Genomic DNA, 16,024 nt, shown 5'->3' with positions numbered 1-16,024 from the left:
TAGGGCGGTCCCGGAGCCACGTGTCCTGCGTCGTTCCGCTGGCTGGGATGGGCGCGGAGCCGGAACCCGAGGCCGGGCTGCCGCGTGCCGGTGGCCGGGACGGGACCGTTGCACCCGGTGAGAATTCATTCTAGTTTGGGACCGAGTCGGACAACCGCGCACGAGCAACCCAGGAGAACGTCATGGCCCAGGCCGTCATCGTCGACGCCGTCCGTACGCCCGTCGGCCGTCGGCGCGGTGCCCTGTCGGGGGTGCACCCGGCCGAGCTGCTCGGCATCGCGCAGAAAGCGTTGGTCGGGCGCAACGGCCTCGACCCGGCGATCGTCGGGCAGGTCGTCGGTGGCTGCGTGACCCAGGCGGGGGAGCAGTCCAACAACGTCACCCGCAACGCCTGGCTCCACGCCGGTCTGCCCTACTCCGCCGCCTGCACCAGCATCGACTGCGCGTGCGGCTCCTCGCAGCAGGCGGTGCACCTGGTCGCCGGGCTCATCGCCGCAGGCACCATCGACGTCGGCATCGGCTGCGGCGTCGAGGCCATGAGCCGGGTCTTCCTCGGCTCCGCGCTGGCGCCGGGCACCGGCAGCCCGGCTCCCGACGGCTGGACCCTCGACATGCCCGACCAGTTCACCGCCGCCGAGCGGATCGCGGCGAAGCGCGGGATCACCCGCGAGCAGGCCGACGCGCTCGGTCTCGCCTCGCAGCAGAAGGCCGCCCGCGCCTGGGCCGAGGACCGCTTCGCCGGCCAGATCGTCCCGGTGACCGCGCCGGTCATGGGTGAGGAGGAGCCGACCGGCGAGACCGCCGTCGTCACCCGTGACCAGGGGCTGCGCGAGACCACCGCCGAGAAGCTGGCCTCGCTGAAGTCGGTGCTGCCCGACGGCATCCACACCGCCGGCAACTCCTCGCAGATCAGCGACGGTGCAGCTGCGGTGCTGCTCATGAGCGAGGACCGCGCACGAGCGCTGGGTCTGCGGCCGCGCGCGCGGATCATCGCCTCCGGCATGGTCGGTTCCGACCCCTACTACCACCTGGACGGGCCGGTCGAGGCCACCGCGCACGTGCTCGACCGTGCCGGCATGAAGCTCGACGACGTCGACCTGGTCGAGATCAACGAGGCGTTCGCCTCGGTGGTGCTCTCCTGGGCGCAGGTCCACGGCGCCGACATGGACAGGGTGAACGTCAACGGCGGCGCGATCGCGCTGGGTCACGCGGTCGGCTCGACCGGCGCGCGGCTGATCACGCAGGCGGTCAACGAACTCGAGCGGGCCGACAAGTCGACCGCGCTGGTCACCATGTGCGCCGGCGGGGCCCACTCGACGGCAACCATCCTCGAGCGGATCTGACGCGGTGCCCATCGATCTGGACACAGCGCTGTCGGCCGAGCCGAGCGTCCGCGAGGCCTGCTGGACCACCCGCGACGTGCTTCTCTACCACCTCAGCCTCGGTGCCGGGGGGCATGCGGGCACCGATCCCGAGCTGCGCTACACGTTCGAGCGGGATCTGCAGGTTCTCCCGACGTTCGCCATGGTCGCCGGTCAGGGCGTCTCGGCCGGTGAGCTGCCACCGATGGCGATGTCCATGCCCGGTGTCGACATCGACCTGCGCCGGATCCTGCACGGCGGGCAGTCGCTGACGGTGCACCGGCCGATCCCCGCGTCAGGCACGGCCACGGTGAGTTCACGCGTGGCGAACGTCTGGGACAAGGGCAAGGCCGCGGTGATCGAGCTGGAGCAGGCGGCGGTCGCCGGCGACGGCGCCCCGCTGTGGACGACGACCATGCAGATCTGGGCCCGCGGCGAAGGCGGTTTCGGCGGGGAGCCGGGCCCCGATGTGGCCAGGTCGCAACCCGACCGGGCGCCCGACGTCGTCCTGGACTCCGTGACGACGCCGCAAACGGCGCTGCTCTACCGGCTCAACGGCGACCTCAACCCGCTGCACGCCGATCCGGCGTTCGCCGCGCAAGCCGGCTTCGAGCGGCCCATCCTGCACGGCCTGGCCTCTTTCGGGCTGGTGGCTAAGTCGCTCGTCGACGGGCTGCTCGACGGGGACGCCACCCGGCTGACCGGGCTGTCGGTGCGTTTCGCCGGCTCGGTTTACCCTGGCCAGTCCATCCGGACCAGCGCCTGGCGGGACGGGAACGACGTCCTGCTGACGTCGGTGTGCCCGGAGCGCGACGATGCGCCGGTGCTCACGCACGCGACCGCCTCGGTGCGGCCGTGAGCTCAGAGGCGGCCGCCCGGCAGCGGCCGCGGCTCACCGCCACGCCGGACAACGCCGGCGTGGACGCCGCTGTCGCGGCGGCTCGCCGGGTGGTCACAGCGCTGCTGCACGCCGGTGGCAACAGCGCCGCGGAGATGCAGGACGTGGCGGCCCGTCTCGACGCCGTCGCAGATCACCTCGAGCAGCACGCCCCACCCATGGCCGATCGAATGGTGGACATGTGGGCCGGCGAAGGGGTGACCCGGCACGACCCGGTGACCGGGCCCGAGAACGCCATCGCCCCGCCGCTGGCGCTGGCCGGCCGTGACGACGGCGCCATCGAGGGCACCACGACGCTGGGCCTGCCCTACCAGGGGCCGCCCGGCTTCGTGCACGGCGGGGTCTCTGCCTTGCTGCTCGACCACACCCTCGGTGTGGCCAACCACTGGGCCGGCCCGTCAGGGATGACGGCCGAGCTGACGCTGCGCTACCACCGGACCACGCCGTTGTTCCAGCCGCTCACCGTGACCGGCCGTCAGGTGTCGGTGGACGGGCGCAAGATCCGGACCGAGGGCACCATCACCGCCGGCGGCGAGATCTGCGTCAGTGCGGAGGGGCTGTTCATCACGAAGCAGATACCCCGCCCGCAGTGAGGGTGGCCGGTCAGCCGGCGGGCCGGCGCAGGCCGTGGAGGAAGAGGTCGATCAGCAGGTCGGCGAACTCCTCGGTGGAGAAGTCCTTCCGGTTCGGCCAGTGCATGGTCGCCCAGAGCGTGTCGCGCAGGGCGCGGTAGAAGACCTCGGGTGGCACGTCCCCGCGGAAGGTGCCGTCGGCGATGCCCGCCTCCAAGGCCTCCAGCCAGTGGCTCCGTACGGCGCGGGATGCGCTGTCGACCGGCTCGAGCAGGCCGCGGTCGCGCAGGTACTGGCGGTCGTTCTGGTACATCGCCGTCGGGTGCGGGTGCTCCTCGATCACGGCCAGCGTCTCGTGCACCAGTCGGCGCACCGTCTCCTCAGGCGTACCGGCTTGCCGAGCGACCTCTGCGAAGCGGCGCTGGATGTCCTCCATGAAGGCCCTCAGCACCTCGCCCACGATGGCGTCCTTGGAAGGGAAGTGGTGGTACAGGCTGCCGGACAGCACCCCGGCGGCCTCGCCGATGTGCCGGACCGTCGTCGCCGCCACGCCACGCGTCGCGAACAGCTCCGCCGAGCGTGCCAGGATGGCTGCGCGCCGGTCCCCGGGTGCCTGAAGGCTCTCCTGCCGCGCTCCGATCTCGGCCACCGCCAGTCCCTTCCGCGTTGTCCGCTGCCGGTTCGGCCGGCGACCGAGCCGGTCCCGCCGAGTGGGACTCGGGGGCTTGTCGTCCACGTCTCCCATTAGCGTACCAAGCGCTTGCTAGATACAGCGGAAGGGGACGGCGTGACGGCAGGGAGCAGCACGGAGGCGCAGGCCGGCCTGGCCGAACAACTGACCGGCTTCGTAGGCATGGAGGCCGAGCCGCCGCGCGTGGCACGGTATGCGGTCAACGAGGCGATGGTCCGCAACTGGGTCGAGGCGCACGACGACCGCAATCCCGTCTACGTGGACCAGGCCCGGGCTCGCGAGACCGGTCGGCAGGGGATCGTCTGCCCGCCGGCGATGATCTCCACCTGGGTGATGGCCGGTTATCGGCGGTGGCGGGAGGTCCACCGGCTGCGGAGTGAGGGGATCGTCGAGGACTTCGCCTACTCGCGGCTGCTGAACCTGCTCGACCAGGCCGGCTACACCTCGGTGGTCGCCACCAACGTGGAGCAGGAGTACCACCGCGAGCTGCACCCGGGCGACCACGTGACCGCACACTTCACGATCGAGTCGATCTCGCCGGTCAAGCGCACGGCGCTCGGCGAGGGCTGCTTCCTCACCCTGCACAAGAAGTACGTGGACCAGGCCGGCGACCTCCTCGTGGAGGAGCGGTTCCGGCTGCTTCGTTTCAAGCCCAAGGCCGCGGAGCCGGCGGCCGGGGAGGACAAGGCATGAGCGACCGCAGTCAGGATGGCCCGCGCACCTCCGTGCCGCGGTTGATCATCACGCAGGACAACGAGTTCTGGTTCACCGCCGCGCGTGAGGGGCGGCTGGAGATCCAGCGCTGCGGGGAGTGCCGAACTCTCCGCCACCCGCCCGCGCCGTCGTGCCCGCGGTGCCGTTCCTTCGTGTGGGACACCGTCGAATCCAGCCGCCGCGCCACCCTGCACAGCTACACGGTCATCCACCACCCCCCGGACCCGGCCTTCGAGTACCCGCTGGCCGTCGGCCTGGTGGACCTGGAGGAGGGCACCCGCCTGGTCGCCGACATCGCCGGGATCCCGCACGAGGAGCTGACGCCGGGCATGGAGCTGGAGGTGGGCTTCGCCGAGCACGCGCACGGCGACGTCCTCCCGCAGCTGCGCCGTCCCTCGGGAGGTGCCGCGTGAGCGAGCTGGTGAGCGCACCCGGAATCACCGTGAGCTTTCCCGACTGCCAGGTGGGTGCGCAGCTGCCCGCCCTGGACCTGCCGCTGGACCGGACGACGATCGTGGCGACCGCGATCGCCTCGCAGGACTTCGAGGACGTGCACCACGACCCGGGCAAGGCCCAGGAGCGCGGCACTCCCGACATCTTCATGAGCATCAACTCGACCAACGGCTTCATCGACCGGTACGTCACCGACTGGTCCGGGCCGGCGGCCCGCATCACCCGCGTCGGGCTGCGGCTGGGGGTCCCGAACTTCCCCGGCGACACCATGCGGCTCACCGGTGAGGTCACCGGCGTCGACGGCGACGCCGTGACGCTCCGGGTGCTCGGTTCGAACGACCGCGGCGTGCACGTGACCGCCGAGGTGACGCTGGTCCCGACAGGAGGGAACGCACGATGACCGACGGTGGGTTCAGCGGCAAGGCCGCGATCGCCGGCATCGGCGCCACCGAGTTCTCCAAGAACTCCGGGCGCAGCGAGTGGCGGCTGGCCTGCGAGAGCGTGCTCGCCGCCCTCGACGATGCCCAGATCGGCGTCGAGGAGGTGGACGGGTTCGCGCTGTTCACCATGGAGACCAACCCGGAGATAGCCGTCGCGCGCGCGCTCGGCATCCCGGAGCTGACCTTCTTCAGCCGTATCCCGCACGGCGGCGGTGGCGCCTGCGCGCCCGTGCAGCAGGCCGCGCTGGCCGTGGCCAGCGGCGTCGCCGACGTGGTCGTCGTCTACCGCGCCTTCAACGAGCGCTCGGGGCACCGCTTCGGCGCCGGCCCGCCGCCGTTCGCGTACACGGCCAACACCGACCAGGAGTACCGCAACTGGATCAACCCCTACGGGCTGCTGACCCCGGCCCAGCAGGAGGCATTCCTGGCGCGGCTCTACATGGAGAGGTACGGCGCCACCAGTGCCGACTTCGGTCAGATCTCGGTGCTGTCCCGCAAGCACGCGGCGAACAACCCCAAGGCCTGGTTCCACGGGCGGCCGATCACCCTGGAGGAGCACCAGAACTCCCGGATGATCGCCGACCCGCTGCGGCTGCTGGACTGCTGCCAGGAGAGCGACGGGGGCCAGGCGCTCGTCATCGTCAGCACCGAACGGGCCCGGGACCTGCCGCACCCGCCGGCGGTGATCTCCGCCGCGGCCCAGGGCGTGGGTCCGCAGCAGATCTCGATGAGCAGCTACTACCGCGAGGACATCGACCGGATGCCCGAGGTGGAGCTGGTGGCGCGGCAGATGTGGCGCCAGGCCGGGATCGGGCCCGACCAGGTCGATGCGGCGATCCTCTACGACGCGTTCACGCCCATGGTGCTGCTGCAGCTGGAGGAGTACGGCTTCTGCGGCCGCGGCGAGGCGAAGGACTTCATCGCCGAGGGCAACCTCGAGCTCGACGGCCGGCTGCCGGTCAACACCCACGGGGGCCAGCTCGGCGAGGGCTACATCCACGGCGTCAACGGCATCGCCGAGGGCGTCCGGCTGGTGCGCGGCACCTCGGTCAACCAGCCGGCCAAGGCGATCGACACCGTGCTGGTGACGGGTGGCTCACCGGTGCCGCACAGCGCCCTCGTCCTGACCGCCGACCACTGACCCATCCCAAGGAGTTCTGATGACCGAGACAGTGCGGACCGGGGACCCGGCCGACCGCATCACCTATGCGCGCGCCACCCACGGCGAGGAGGAGATCCGGGCCGTCGTCGACGTCCTGCGCAGCGGCCACCAGGGGTTGCGCATCGGCAGGAACGTCCACGAGATGGAGACCCGGGTCGCCGCGCTGAGCGGCAAGGCGCTGGGCGCGATGTGCAACTCCGGGTCCTCCGGCCTCTACCTGGCCGTCGAGCTGCTCGGGCTGCCCGAGGGCAGCGAGGTCATCACCTCGCCGCTGACCTTCTCCACCGATGTGGCCCCGATCGTGCGGGCCGGGCTGGTGCCGGTCTTCGTCGACGTGGAACCGGCGACCTTCAACGTCGACGTGGCCGCCATCGAGGAGATGGTCACCGACCGCACCCGGGCGATCCTGATGCCGAACCTGGCCGGCAACTGCCCGGACTGGGACGCCATCCGCGAGATCGCCGACCGGCACGGTCTGAAGGTCATCGAGGACTCCTGCGACGCCCTCGGGCCCAGGCTGCGCGGCACCCCCACCGGTGCGCGCGCCGACATCAGCGTCACCAGTTTCTCGATGGCGCACATCATCACCTGCGCCGGCACCGGCGGGATGGTGCTGGTCGACGACGAGGAGACCCGTGACCGGGCACTCCTGCTGCGCCGGTGGGGTCGTCGGTCCGAGCCGAACCTGTTCGGTTCCTCGGGGACCGGGCGGGTGTTCCGCGAGAACCTCGACGGCGTCGACTACGACAACGACTTCATCTTCGACGTGCTGCCGTGGAACTTCGAGCCCTCCGAGCTGGGCGCGGCCTACGGGGTCGTGCAGCTCGACAAGCTGGAGGCCAACTACAAGCGCCGCAAGGAGCTGTTCGCCGCCTACACCGCGGCCTACGGCGCCTACCCGGAGTTCTTCACCACCCCGGTGGAGACCCCGGAGCTGGACACCGCCTGGCTCTGCTACCCGGTGATGATCAACGCCGACGCCCCGTTCACCCGCAGCGAGCTGCAGGAGGCGATCGAGGGTGACGGCATCGACACCCGCACGGTGTGGAGCGGCAACATCACCCGGCACCCGATGATGGCCGGCGTCGAGCACCGCACGCCCGAGCGCGGCCTGCCCGAGGCCGACGCGGTCTTCGCCCGCGGCATGACCCTGGGCATGAGCCACGGCCTCGGTGACGCGGAGGTGGCGCGGATCAGCGACAGCATCCACCGGTTCGCCGCCCGGTACCGATGAGCCGACGGTTCACCGGGCAGCGGGCACTGGTGACCGGCGCCAGCCGCGGCATCGGCGCCGGTGTCGCCGAGCGGCTGGCCGCCGAGGGCGCCGACGTGCTCATCACCGCCCGCACGCTCGAGCAGCACGACTCCCTCAGCGGGACGCTGAGGGAGACCGCCGAGCGGCTGTCGCGCTACGGAACGCGGGTGGAGGTGCTCGTCGCCGACCTCAGCGATCCCGAGGACGTCGCCGGCATCGTCCCGGCCGCGGTCGAGCGGCTCGGCGGCCCGGTCGACGTCCTGGTCAACAACGCCGCGGCGGCGATCTACCAGCCACTGGCGGACTACCCGCTACGGCGCCGGCTGCTTTCCTTCCAGGTCAACGTGCACGCTCCGCTGGAGCTCATGCAGGGGGTGATCCCGGGCATGCGCGAGGCCGGTCGCGGCTGGATCGTCAACGTCTCCAGCGCCAGTGCCCGGCTCTCGGCCGGCCCGCCGTTCTCGGTGCACCCGCCCGGCTCGGCGATGGGGGTGTACGCCGGCTCGAAGGCGGCGCTGAACCGGATCACCAACCTCATGGCCGTCGAGCTCTACGGGAGCGGTATCCGGGTGAACACCGTGGAGCCGAGGTCCGCCGTCCTCAGCGAGGGAGCAGCCGCCCTGGTCGGCGAGCTGATCCGGCCCGAGGAGGTCGAGGCGTTGGAGGAGATGGCGGAGGCGGTGACAGCGCTCTGCGACTGCCCCGAGGACGTCACCGGGCAGATCGGGGTCAGCCTCGACCTGATCCGCGAGTGGAACCTGACCGTGCGCGGCCTGGACGCGCAACCCTGGAAGCGCGAGGAGATCCTCCGATGAAGCCCGTGATCGTCGACGCCGCCCGCACCCCGTTCGGAAAGCGGGCGGGCTGGCTGTCCGGCCTGCACGCCACCGAGATCCTCGGGGCCGCCCAGCGGGGCGTGCTGGACCGTCTGGACCTCGACCCGACGCTGATCGAGCAGGCCATCGGCGGCTGCGTGACCCCGGTCGGGGAGCAGTTCGGCAACATCACCCGCACCGCGTGGGTGCACGCGGGGCTGCCGACCGAGACCGGCTGCACCACGATCGACGCGCAGTGCGGCACGGCGGCGCAGGCGGTGCAGCTGCTGGCCGGCCAGATCGCCATCGGTGCGCTCGAGGTCGGCATGGCCTGCGGTGTCGAGCTGATGTCCCGGGTGCCGCTGACCGCCAAGGTGGGCCTCGGGTTCGACACTCCCCGGCCGGCCGACTGGTCGGTCGACATGCCCGACCAGTACACCGCCGCCGACCGGATCGCCCGCAGGCGTGGCCTCTCCCGGGAGGAGCTCGACGCCTTCGGGTTGCGCTCCCAGCAGCGGGCGCGCGCGGCGTGGGACGACGGGCGGTTCGACCGCCAGGTCATCCCGGTCACGGTGCCCGGCGCCGACGGCGAGGGGCCGCAGGTGGTCGATCGCGACCAGGGTCTCCGTGACACGAGCACGGAGGCGCTGGCCCGGCTCAGGCCGACGGTCGAGGGCGGGCTGCACACCGCGGGCACGTCTTCGCAGGTCACCGACGGCGGGAGCGCGGCCGTGCTGATGTCCGAGGACCGGGCTCGGGCGCTCGGACTCGCGCCGCGGGCACGGCTGCTGGCTCAGTGCGTGATCGGCGGCGACTTGGAGTTCATGCTGGACGGGCCGGTGGACGCCGGCCGCAAGCTGCTGGAGCGCACGGGCATGTCCGTCGGGGACATCGACCTGTTCGAGGTCAACGAGGCGTTCGCCTCGGTGCCGATGTCGTTCGCCCGCGTGCACGGGGTGGACGAGGACAAGCTCAACGTCAACGGCGGCGCGATCGCCCTCGGCCACCCTGCGGGCGCCACGGGCATCCGGCTGATCGCCACGGCGATCGACGAGCTCGAACGCCGGGACCAGCAGATCGCCATGGTCGCCATCTGCGCGTCGGCGGCGACCACCTGCCTGATCCTCGAGCGCGCCTGAACCCGTACCGCCGTCCCCGATCCCGACCACCGACAGGAACCAGCTGTGCCCCTTCCGCTCACCGATGACCAGCGCGACCTGGCCGAGTCCGTCGCGGCGTTCGCCCGGCGGTCCGCGCCGATGGAGTCCACCCGCGCGACCTTCGACGACTCGGCCGCCGGCGCACGTCCTGCCTTCTGGGAGGCGCTGCTCCGTCAGGGGCTGCACGCGCTGCACCTCCCGGAGAAGCACGGCGGCGCGGATGCCGGGCTCGCCGAGCTGGCCGTGGTCGTCGAGCAGCTGGGCCGGGCCCTCGTCCCCGGGCCGTACGTGCCGACCGTCACCGCCAGCGCCGTGGTCGCCGCCGCCGGCGAGGGCGCTCTGCGGGACGAAGTGCTGGCTGAGTTCGCCGACGGGGCGACCGGGGCGCTGGTCCGCTCTCCCGGGCTGCGTGCCGAGTCGGCCGAGTACGGCTGGACGGTGAGCGGTGCTTCCGGGCCGGTGCTGGGTCTGCCGGGAGCCGATGTCGTCGTCGTCCGAGCCGATGGCGCCGACGGGCCGGTGTGGTTCCGCGTGCGGGCGGCGGACGCCACGGTCCGCATCGAGTCCGGCACCGACCTCACCCGGTCGGTCGGGCGGCTCGAGCTGGAGGCGCACGCGGTCTCCGCCGACGAGGTGCTGCCCGCTCCCGATCCGGACCTGGTGGACGTGATCGTCACCGCGCTGCTGGCCGCCGAGGCCAGCGGCCTGGCCGGTTGGTGCCTGTCGACCGCCGCGGAGTACGTGAAGACCCGCGTCCAGTTCGGCAAGCCGATCGGCAGCTTCCAGGCCGTCCAGCACAAGGCGGCGATGCTGCTGGTCCGCTGTGAGCGGATCACCGCCGCCGCGTGGGACGCCGCCCGCTCGGCCGGTCAGCCGGCCGAGCAGCAGCGGCTGGCCGCCGCGCAGGCCGCGCTCACCGCCCTGCCGTCGGCCATCGACGCCGCGCTGGAGTGCGTCACCATCCTCGGGGGCATCGGCTTCACCTGGGAGCACGACGTCCACCTCTACTGGCGGCGGGCGATCAGCATCTCCTCCTCGGTGGGGACCGAGGAGGAGTGGGCCCGCCGGCTGGGCGAGGCAGCGCTCACCGCCGAGCGTGACTTCTCCTTCGTCGACGCCGATGCGCTGCCCGAACTCCGCGCCCAGGTAGGTGCGGTGCTCGACGAGGTGCTCACCTTGCCGCCGGACCCGGTGAGCAGCACCGGGTGGGCGTCGGCCCGCGGTGGTCCGCGGATGGCCCGGCTGGCCGAAGCCGGGCTGGTCGCGCCGCACTACCCGAAGCCGTACGGCATCGGAGCCGGGCCCCACGAGCAGGCCGTCATCGCCGCCGAGTTCGCCCGCCGCGACCTGCCGCAGCCCACCACGATCATCGGCGAATGGGTGCTGCCCACGATCCTCGCCGGCGGGACCCCGGCCCAGCAGGAGCGCTTCCTGACCCCGACGCTGCGCGGGGAGATCGTCTGGTGCCAGCTGTTCAGCGAGCCCGGCGCCGGGTCGGACCTGGCGGGCCTCTCCACCCGGGCGGAGAAGGTGGAGGGCGGCTGGAAGCTCAACGGTCAGAAGGTGTGGACGTCGTCGGCGCACGAGGCCGACTGGGGCGTGTGCCTGGCCCGCACCGATCCGGATGCGCCCAAGCACAAGGGCATCTCCTACTTCCTGGTCGACCTGCGCACGCCCGGCGTGGACATCCGACCCCTGGTGCAGTCCACCGGGATGGCCGAGTTCAACGAGGTGTTCCTCGACGACGTGGTCGTGCCCGATGACTGCCTGCTGGGGGAGCCCGGTCAGGGGTGGAAGCTGGCGACGACGACGCTGACCGAGGAGCGGGTCAGCATGGGGGGGATGCTGCCGCACGGCGGCGCGCGGCTGGTCAAGCGGGCCATCGCCGAGGGCAGCTACGCCACCAGCCGGGCCGAAGCCGTCCGGGTGCTGGGCCGCAACACCGCCCGGGAGCTGTCCCTGGGGGCGTTGAACCTGCGCAGTGTGCAGACGCTGCTGGCCGGTGCCCGACCGGGTGCGGAGATCAGCGTGCAGAAGGTCTACAACGCGCTCGCCCAGCGGGAGGGCTCGCGGGCGATCCTCACCCTGCTCGGGCCGCTGGGCACGCTGACCGGATCCTCGGTCGATCCGGCATCGGACTTCGTGCTCGACCACATCGCGCTGCCGTCGGTGCTGTTCGGCGGCGGCACGATCGAGATCCAGCTCAACGTCATCGCCCAGCGGATCCTCGGGCTACCCCGCTAGTCCGCCGCATCCTCCACCCATTCCCCCGCAAGGAGCGCCCATCCCATGCAGATGGACCTGTCCCCGGAGTCGAGAACGCTGCGCCGGCAGCTGCGCGAGTACTTCGCCGAGATCATCACCGAGCAGGACCGCCGCGACCTGGTCGACCAGACCGAGGGCGGTCCGACCTTCGACCGGATCTACCAGCGCATGGGCAGCGACGGCTGGCTGGGCCTGGGCTGGCCGGAGGAGTACGGGGGCCGCGGCGAGGACCCGGAGGCGCTCTTCGTCTTCTACGACGAGGTGCTCCGGGCCAACGCCCCGCTGTCCCTGGTCACGCTCAACACGGTCGCCCCGTCGCTGATGAAGTACGGGACCCAGGAGCAGAAGGACTTCTTCCTCCCCCGGATCCTGGCCGGGACGCTGATCTTCGCCATCGGCTACACCGAGCCGGGCGCGGGCACCGACCTCGCCGCCCTGCAGACCCGGGCGGTGGTCGACGGAGACGAGCTGGTCATCAACGGCAACAAGATCTACACCAGTGCGGGGGTCTTCGCCGACTGGATCTGGCTCGCCGTCCGCACCGACCCCGACGCGCCGCGCCACAAGGGCATCTCGGTCGTCCTGGTGCCCACGTCGGCGCCCGGCTTCTCGGTCACCGAGATCCACACCGTCGGTGGGATCAGCACCTCGGCGACCTACTACGAGGACGTCCGGGTGCCGATCACCAACGTGGTCGGCGAGCTCGACGCGGGCTGGCCGCTGATCACCTCCCAGCTGAACCACGAGCGGGTCGCGCTGGCCGCCCGTGGCGGGATCGCCAACGAGCTGTTCTCCGGGGTGCTGGCCTGGGCCAAGGAGGAGCGGACCGACACCGGTCGCCTCTACGACGTGCCCTGGGTGCGCAGCACGCTCGCCGAGGTCTACGCGCTGCTCTCCGCCGCCGATCTGGTCAACCTCCGCCTGGTCGCCGACGTCGCGGCCAACACCCTCGGTGGCGGTGACTCCGCCGCAGCCAAGGTCTTCGGCACCGAAGCGGTGGTCACCGCGTACGGGCGGATGCAGGACGTGCTCGGCGCCCAAGGCCTGCTGCGGCCCGGCAGCCCCGGTGCCGTGCTGCAGGGACGGGTGGAGACCCTCGCCCGCAGAGCGCAGAACAACACCTTCGGCGGAGGCACCAACGAGGTGATGCGGGAGATCGTGGCGGCCAAGACGCTGGGCATGACGCTGGCCGCCCGCCGCCGCGACGAGCAGAAGTCACCGGCCAGGAGTGGGAGCAACTGACGATGCAGTTCGAGCTGGACGACGACCTGGTCGCGGTGCGCGACCTGACGGAGAAGATCTTCGGGGACCGCGCGGAGGTGGAGCGGGTCCGGCAGGTCGAGGCGAACGAGGGTGGCCACGACCGCGAGCTGTGGCGGGTCCTCGCCGACGCCGGCGTGCTGGGCATCCCACTGCCCGAGGACGCCGGCGGTGCCGGGATGGGCATGCTCGGATTGGTCACCCTGCTGGAGCAGCAGGGACGCCGGGTCGCCCCGGTGCCGCTGTGGGCGGCCCTGGCCACCGCGGCTCTGCCGATCGCGCAGTTCGGTACCCAGCAGCAGGTCGAGCGGTGGCTGCCCGGTCTGGTGGACGGGTCGGTGGTCCTGACCGGAGCCTTCGATGCCCCGACCGGCCGCGCCGTCACGGTCACGGCCGAGGAGGACGCCGGGTCGCTGCGGCTGAACGGGCACCTGGCCTCCGTGCCGGCGGCCGAGGTGGCGGGGGCGGTGCTGGTGCCGGTCGGCCTGCCGGTGGGGGAGACCGCCGTGGCGATCGTCCCGACCGACCGCCCCGGGGTGACCGTCAGGTCCTTGTCCGTGACGAGCCGGGAGAGCAACGCCGCCGTGGCCCTCGACGGCGTCGTCGTGTCCGCCGACGAGGTGCTGCCCGGGGACGGTGCGGAGATCGCCCGCTGGACCCGTCGGCGCGCCCGCGTGGCGTTGGCTGCCCTGCAGGTCGGCGTGTGTTCCGAGGCGCTGCAGATGACCGCCCGGTACACCTCCGAGCGGATGCAGTTCGGTCGGCCGCTGTCGACCAACCAGGCCGTCGCCGTCCGTGCTGCCGACGCCTACCTCGACACCGAGAGCATCCGGCTGACCACGCAGCGGGCCGCCTGGCTGATGGACCTCGGGCAGGAGGAGGAGGCCGAGGCCGCCTCGCTCGTCGCCAAGTGGTGGGCCTCGCGTGGGGGGCTGCGGGCGGTCCACGCGACGCAGCACCTGCACGGCGGCATCGGCGCGGACATCGACTACCCGATCCACCGGTACTTCCTGTGGGGCCGGCAGGTCGCGTTCACCCTGGGCAGCGCCGACGCGGTCGGCGCCGAGCTGGGCGATGCCCTGGAGCACGGCGGCGACATCGGCGCTCCGGCTTGACCGACGGAGAGGCGCCGACCGGCGCCTGGGACGAGGGGCCGTTCCGCCTGCCGAACCGGACCGCGCTCGTCACCGGCGCGGGCCGCGGCGTGGGCGAGGGCATCGCCCGGGCGCTGGCCGCGGCCGGTGCGGCGGTCGCCGTCAACGACCTGCATCCGGACCGGGCGGATCGGGTCGTGGCCGAGATCGCCGCGGCCGGTGGCCGGGCGAGCGCCGTGCCGTTCGACGTCACCGACGCCGAGGGCCTGGCGGTCGCGCTCGAGCGCATCCGCGAGACGTTCGGTGGGGTCGACATCCTTGTCCACAACGCCGGCATCCCGGACGGCGGTTCGACGATGGTGCGCTTCGGGGATATGCCCTCGGAAGCGTGGCGGCAGCAGATCGAGCTCAACCTGGTGGCAACGATGCGGCTGGTGCAGGCGGTCCTGCCCCACCAGGTGGCGCGTGGCTGGGGCCGGATCATCCACATCTCCTCCGGCGCCTCCTCGCGGGGATTGGCGCTCGGCGTGGGTGCCTACGGCGCGGCCAAGGCCGGATCCGAGGCGCTGATGCGGCACCTCGGTGTGGAGTACGGTCCCGTCGGCATCACCGCCAACTCCCTGGCTCTCGGGATCATGACCGGCCTGGAGGACTCCGGGAGCGGTCTGCTGCAGCGGCTCGTCCAGAGCGTCCCCATCCGCCGGCTGGGAACCGGCGCAGACGTCGGCGCGGCCGCGGTGTGGCTGTCGAGCGCGGCCGGTGGGTTCGTCAATTCCCAGGTCATCCACCTCAACGGCGGCACCGTCTTCGGTCGCTGAGCCGGCTCGGGCTGCCGCGTGTGCCGCAGCCCGAGCCGGCCGCTCAGTAGGCCGCGGTGTTCTCGAAGTACCGGCGGGGGTTGGCGACGAGCATCGTCTCGATCTGCTCGTCGGTCACCCCCTGCTGCCGCAGGTACGGCAGCACCTTCTCGTGGATGTGGGTGTAGTGCCACGCGGGGAACATCGGTGCGAACTCCGGGGGGACCGCGTCGTAGTAGCAGGCGGCGTCGTGGGAGAGCACCATGTGCCCGGCGTAGCCCCGCCGGCACATCTCGACCACGGTGCCGGCGCGGGCCTCGAACGAGGTCTCGAGGTAGATGCCGAACCGGTCCATCCCCAACAGGAAGCCGGCGTCGGCGAGCTCACTCAGGTGGGCGATGTCCGTGGTGTCACCGCTGTGTCCCAGCACCACCCGCCTCGGATCGACACCCTCGTCGGCGAGCACCTCCGCGACCGCCGACCCCTGGCGACTGCCCGGGTGGGTGTGCACGGTGATCGGCGCACCGGTGCGACGGTGCGCCTTCGCGACCGCCCGCAGGACGCGTTCGACGTCGGAGGTCATGCCCTGGTGGTCGATCGCGCACTTGAGCAGCCCGGCCCGCACACCGGTGTCGGCGATCCCGTGCTCGATGTCCCGGACGAACATGTCCACCATGGGATCGGGCACCTCCCTGCCCACGACCGCCGCCAGGGCAGGTCCCCGGTACTGGAAGTAGAACGGCAGGTGGTCATAGGTGTAATACCCGGTCGCCACGATGATGTTGAGGTCGACCTGGGCGGCGATCTCCTGGATCCGCGGGATGTAGCGCCCCATGCCGAGCACCGTCGGATCGACGATCGTCCGCACCCCCGTGCCGGCCAGGGCCCTCAACCGTGCGACCGCGTCTGCCACGCGTTCGCTCTCGCTGCCCCATTCCTCGGGGTGGTTGCTCTGGATCTCCGGGTCGAGCACGAAGAGGTGCTCGTGCATGAGCACCTGCCCGAGCCGAGCCGTGTCGACCGGCCCGGTGACGGTGTGCACCTGAGGCACGCTTTCCTCCAGCAGCAGGGATGGGCGTCCGCCGGA

Annotated in this window: 16 protein-coding genes; 14 read left to right on the top strand and 2 right to left on the bottom strand. The window is 71.9% G+C overall.

Annotation, left to right across the window (positions count from 1 at the left end):
- Positions 1–182 precede the first annotated feature (182 nt).
- From BMW62_RS05545 to BMW62_RS05535, 3 genes are read left to right on the top strand one after another with little or no spacing between them, the layout of a single operon-like run.
- Positions 183–1,343 carry a steroid 3-ketoacyl-CoA thiolase gene (locus tag BMW62_RS05545; protein WP_091929840.1) on the top strand — a complete coding sequence of 387 codons (1,161 nt, stop codon included), beginning with the start codon at positions 183–185 and terminating at the stop codon, positions 1,341–1,343.
- 4 nt (positions 1,344–1,347) lie between these two features.
- Positions 1,348–2,220 carry a MaoC/PaaZ C-terminal domain-containing protein gene (locus BMW62_RS05540; RefSeq protein WP_091929839.1) on the top strand — a complete coding sequence of 291 codons (873 nt, stop codon included), beginning with the start codon at positions 1,348–1,350 and terminating at the stop codon, positions 2,218–2,220.
- Complete coding sequence (locus BMW62_RS05535; RefSeq protein ID WP_091929838.1) at positions 2,217–2,852, top strand: PaaI family thioesterase; 636 nt, start codon at positions 2,217–2,219, stop codon at positions 2,850–2,852. Before BMW62_RS05540 ends, BMW62_RS05535 begins: the two co-directional genes overlap by 4 nt.
- A gap of 10 nt (positions 2,853–2,862) precedes the next feature.
- On the opposite strand, the gene BMW62_RS05530 is transcribed toward BMW62_RS05535, so the two are convergent.
- Entirely contained in the window at positions 2,863–3,480 is a 618-nt protein-coding gene (locus BMW62_RS05530; protein WP_211434994.1) for a TetR/AcrR family transcriptional regulator, read from the bottom strand.
- A gap of 138 nt (positions 3,481–3,618) precedes the next feature.
- Here BMW62_RS05530 and BMW62_RS05525 point away from each other — a divergent pair, with 138 nt between their 5' ends.
- Genes BMW62_RS05525 through BMW62_RS05475 form a run of 11 tightly spaced genes read left to right on the top strand, consistent with a single transcriptional unit; the run spans position 3,619 to position 14,958 of the window.
- Positions 3,619–4,215 (top strand): FAS1-like dehydratase domain-containing protein, encoded by a 597-nt coding sequence (locus BMW62_RS05525; protein ID WP_211434993.1) that lies wholly within the window; start codon positions 3,619–3,621, stop codon positions 4,213–4,215.
- The gene (locus BMW62_RS05520) at positions 4,212–4,649 is read left to right on the top strand and encodes a Zn-ribbon domain-containing OB-fold protein (RefSeq protein WP_091929836.1); all 438 of its coding nucleotides are present in this window, start codon (positions 4,212–4,214) and stop codon (positions 4,647–4,649) included. Before BMW62_RS05525 ends, BMW62_RS05520 begins: the two co-directional genes overlap by 4 nt.
- Entirely contained in the window at positions 4,646–5,089 is a 444-nt protein-coding gene (locus tag BMW62_RS05515; RefSeq protein ID WP_244523858.1) for a hotdog family protein, read from the top strand. Before BMW62_RS05520 ends, BMW62_RS05515 begins: the two co-directional genes overlap by 4 nt.
- Positions 5,086–6,270, top strand: a complete 1,185-nt coding sequence (locus BMW62_RS05510) for a lipid-transfer protein (RefSeq protein ID WP_091929835.1) — start codon at positions 5,086–5,088, stop codon at positions 6,268–6,270. Before BMW62_RS05515 ends, BMW62_RS05510 begins: the two co-directional genes overlap by 4 nt.
- A gap of 19 nt (positions 6,271–6,289) precedes the next feature.
- Positions 6,290–7,525 (top strand): DegT/DnrJ/EryC1/StrS family aminotransferase, encoded by a 1,236-nt coding sequence (locus tag BMW62_RS05505; protein ID WP_091929834.1) that lies wholly within the window; start codon positions 6,290–6,292, stop codon positions 7,523–7,525.
- Positions 7,522–8,361, top strand: a complete 840-nt coding sequence (locus tag BMW62_RS05500) for an SDR family NAD(P)-dependent oxidoreductase (RefSeq protein ID WP_091929833.1) — start codon at positions 7,522–7,524, stop codon at positions 8,359–8,361. Before BMW62_RS05505 ends, BMW62_RS05500 begins: the two co-directional genes overlap by 4 nt.
- Complete coding sequence (locus BMW62_RS05495; RefSeq protein ID WP_091929832.1) at positions 8,358–9,500, top strand: steroid 3-ketoacyl-CoA thiolase; 1,143 nt, start codon at positions 8,358–8,360, stop codon at positions 9,498–9,500. Before BMW62_RS05500 ends, BMW62_RS05495 begins: the two co-directional genes overlap by 4 nt.
- A 45-nt stretch (positions 9,501–9,545) precedes the next feature.
- A complete protein-coding gene (locus BMW62_RS05490) occupies positions 9,546–11,765 on the top strand; it encodes an acyl-CoA dehydrogenase (RefSeq protein WP_091929831.1) in 2,220 nt (739 codons plus the stop codon).
- 45 nt (positions 11,766–11,810) lie between these two features.
- Positions 11,811–13,028, top strand: coding sequence for an acyl-CoA dehydrogenase family protein (locus tag BMW62_RS05485; protein ID WP_091929830.1), 1,218 nt, complete (start codon positions 11,811–11,813; stop codon positions 13,026–13,028).
- A 2-nt stretch (positions 13,029–13,030) separates the two neighbouring features.
- Positions 13,031–14,161, top strand: coding sequence for an acyl-CoA dehydrogenase family protein (locus BMW62_RS05480; protein WP_091929829.1), 1,131 nt, complete (start codon positions 13,031–13,033; stop codon positions 14,159–14,161).
- Positions 14,158–14,958, top strand: a complete 801-nt coding sequence (locus BMW62_RS05475) for an SDR family NAD(P)-dependent oxidoreductase (RefSeq protein ID WP_091929828.1) — start codon at positions 14,158–14,160, stop codon at positions 14,956–14,958. Before BMW62_RS05480 ends, BMW62_RS05475 begins: the two co-directional genes overlap by 4 nt.
- Before the next feature lie 43 nt (positions 14,959–15,001).
- Here BMW62_RS05475 and BMW62_RS05470 read toward each other — a convergent pair whose 3' ends face one another.
- Entirely contained in the window at positions 15,002–15,988 is a 987-nt protein-coding gene (locus tag BMW62_RS05470; RefSeq protein WP_091929827.1) for a phosphotriesterase family protein, read from the bottom strand.
- Positions 15,989–16,024 lie beyond the last annotated feature (36 nt).

Origin of the sequence: Blastococcus sp. DSM 46786 (assembly GCF_900109665.1) — a bacterium.
GTDB classification, from domain to species: Bacteria; Actinomycetota; Actinomycetes; order Mycobacteriales; family Geodermatophilaceae; genus Blastococcus; species Blastococcus carthaginiensis.
This window is presented reverse-complemented; position numbering and strand designations above follow the sequence as displayed.

What these genes read in the sequence shown, in the direction of transcription:
- BMW62_RS05545 (WP_091929840.1), top strand. Translation starts at nt 183, where the DNA reads ATGGCCCAGGCCGTCATCGTCGACGCCGTCCGTACGCCCGTCGGCCGT.
- BMW62_RS05520 (WP_091929836.1), top strand. Translation starts at nt 4,212, where the DNA reads ATGAGCGACCGCAGTCAGGATGGCCCGCGCACCTCCGTGCCGCGGTTG.
- BMW62_RS05510 (WP_091929835.1), top strand. Translation starts at nt 5,086, where the DNA reads ATGACCGACGGTGGGTTCAGCGGCAAGGCCGCGATCGCCGGCATCGGC.
- BMW62_RS05505 (WP_091929834.1), top strand. Translation starts at nt 6,290, where the DNA reads ATGACCGAGACAGTGCGGACCGGGGACCCGGCCGACCGCATCACCTAT.
- BMW62_RS05500 (WP_091929833.1), top strand. Translation starts at nt 7,522, where the DNA reads ATGAGCCGACGGTTCACCGGGCAGCGGGCACTGGTGACCGGCGCCAGC.
- BMW62_RS05495 (WP_091929832.1), top strand. Translation starts at nt 8,358, where the DNA reads ATGAAGCCCGTGATCGTCGACGCCGCCCGCACCCCGTTCGGAAAGCGG.
- BMW62_RS05485 (WP_091929830.1), top strand. Translation starts at nt 11,811, where the DNA reads ATGCAGATGGACCTGTCCCCGGAGTCGAGAACGCTGCGCCGGCAGCTG.
- BMW62_RS05480 (WP_091929829.1), top strand. Translation starts at nt 13,031, where the DNA reads ATGCAGTTCGAGCTGGACGACGACCTGGTCGCGGTGCGCGACCTGACG.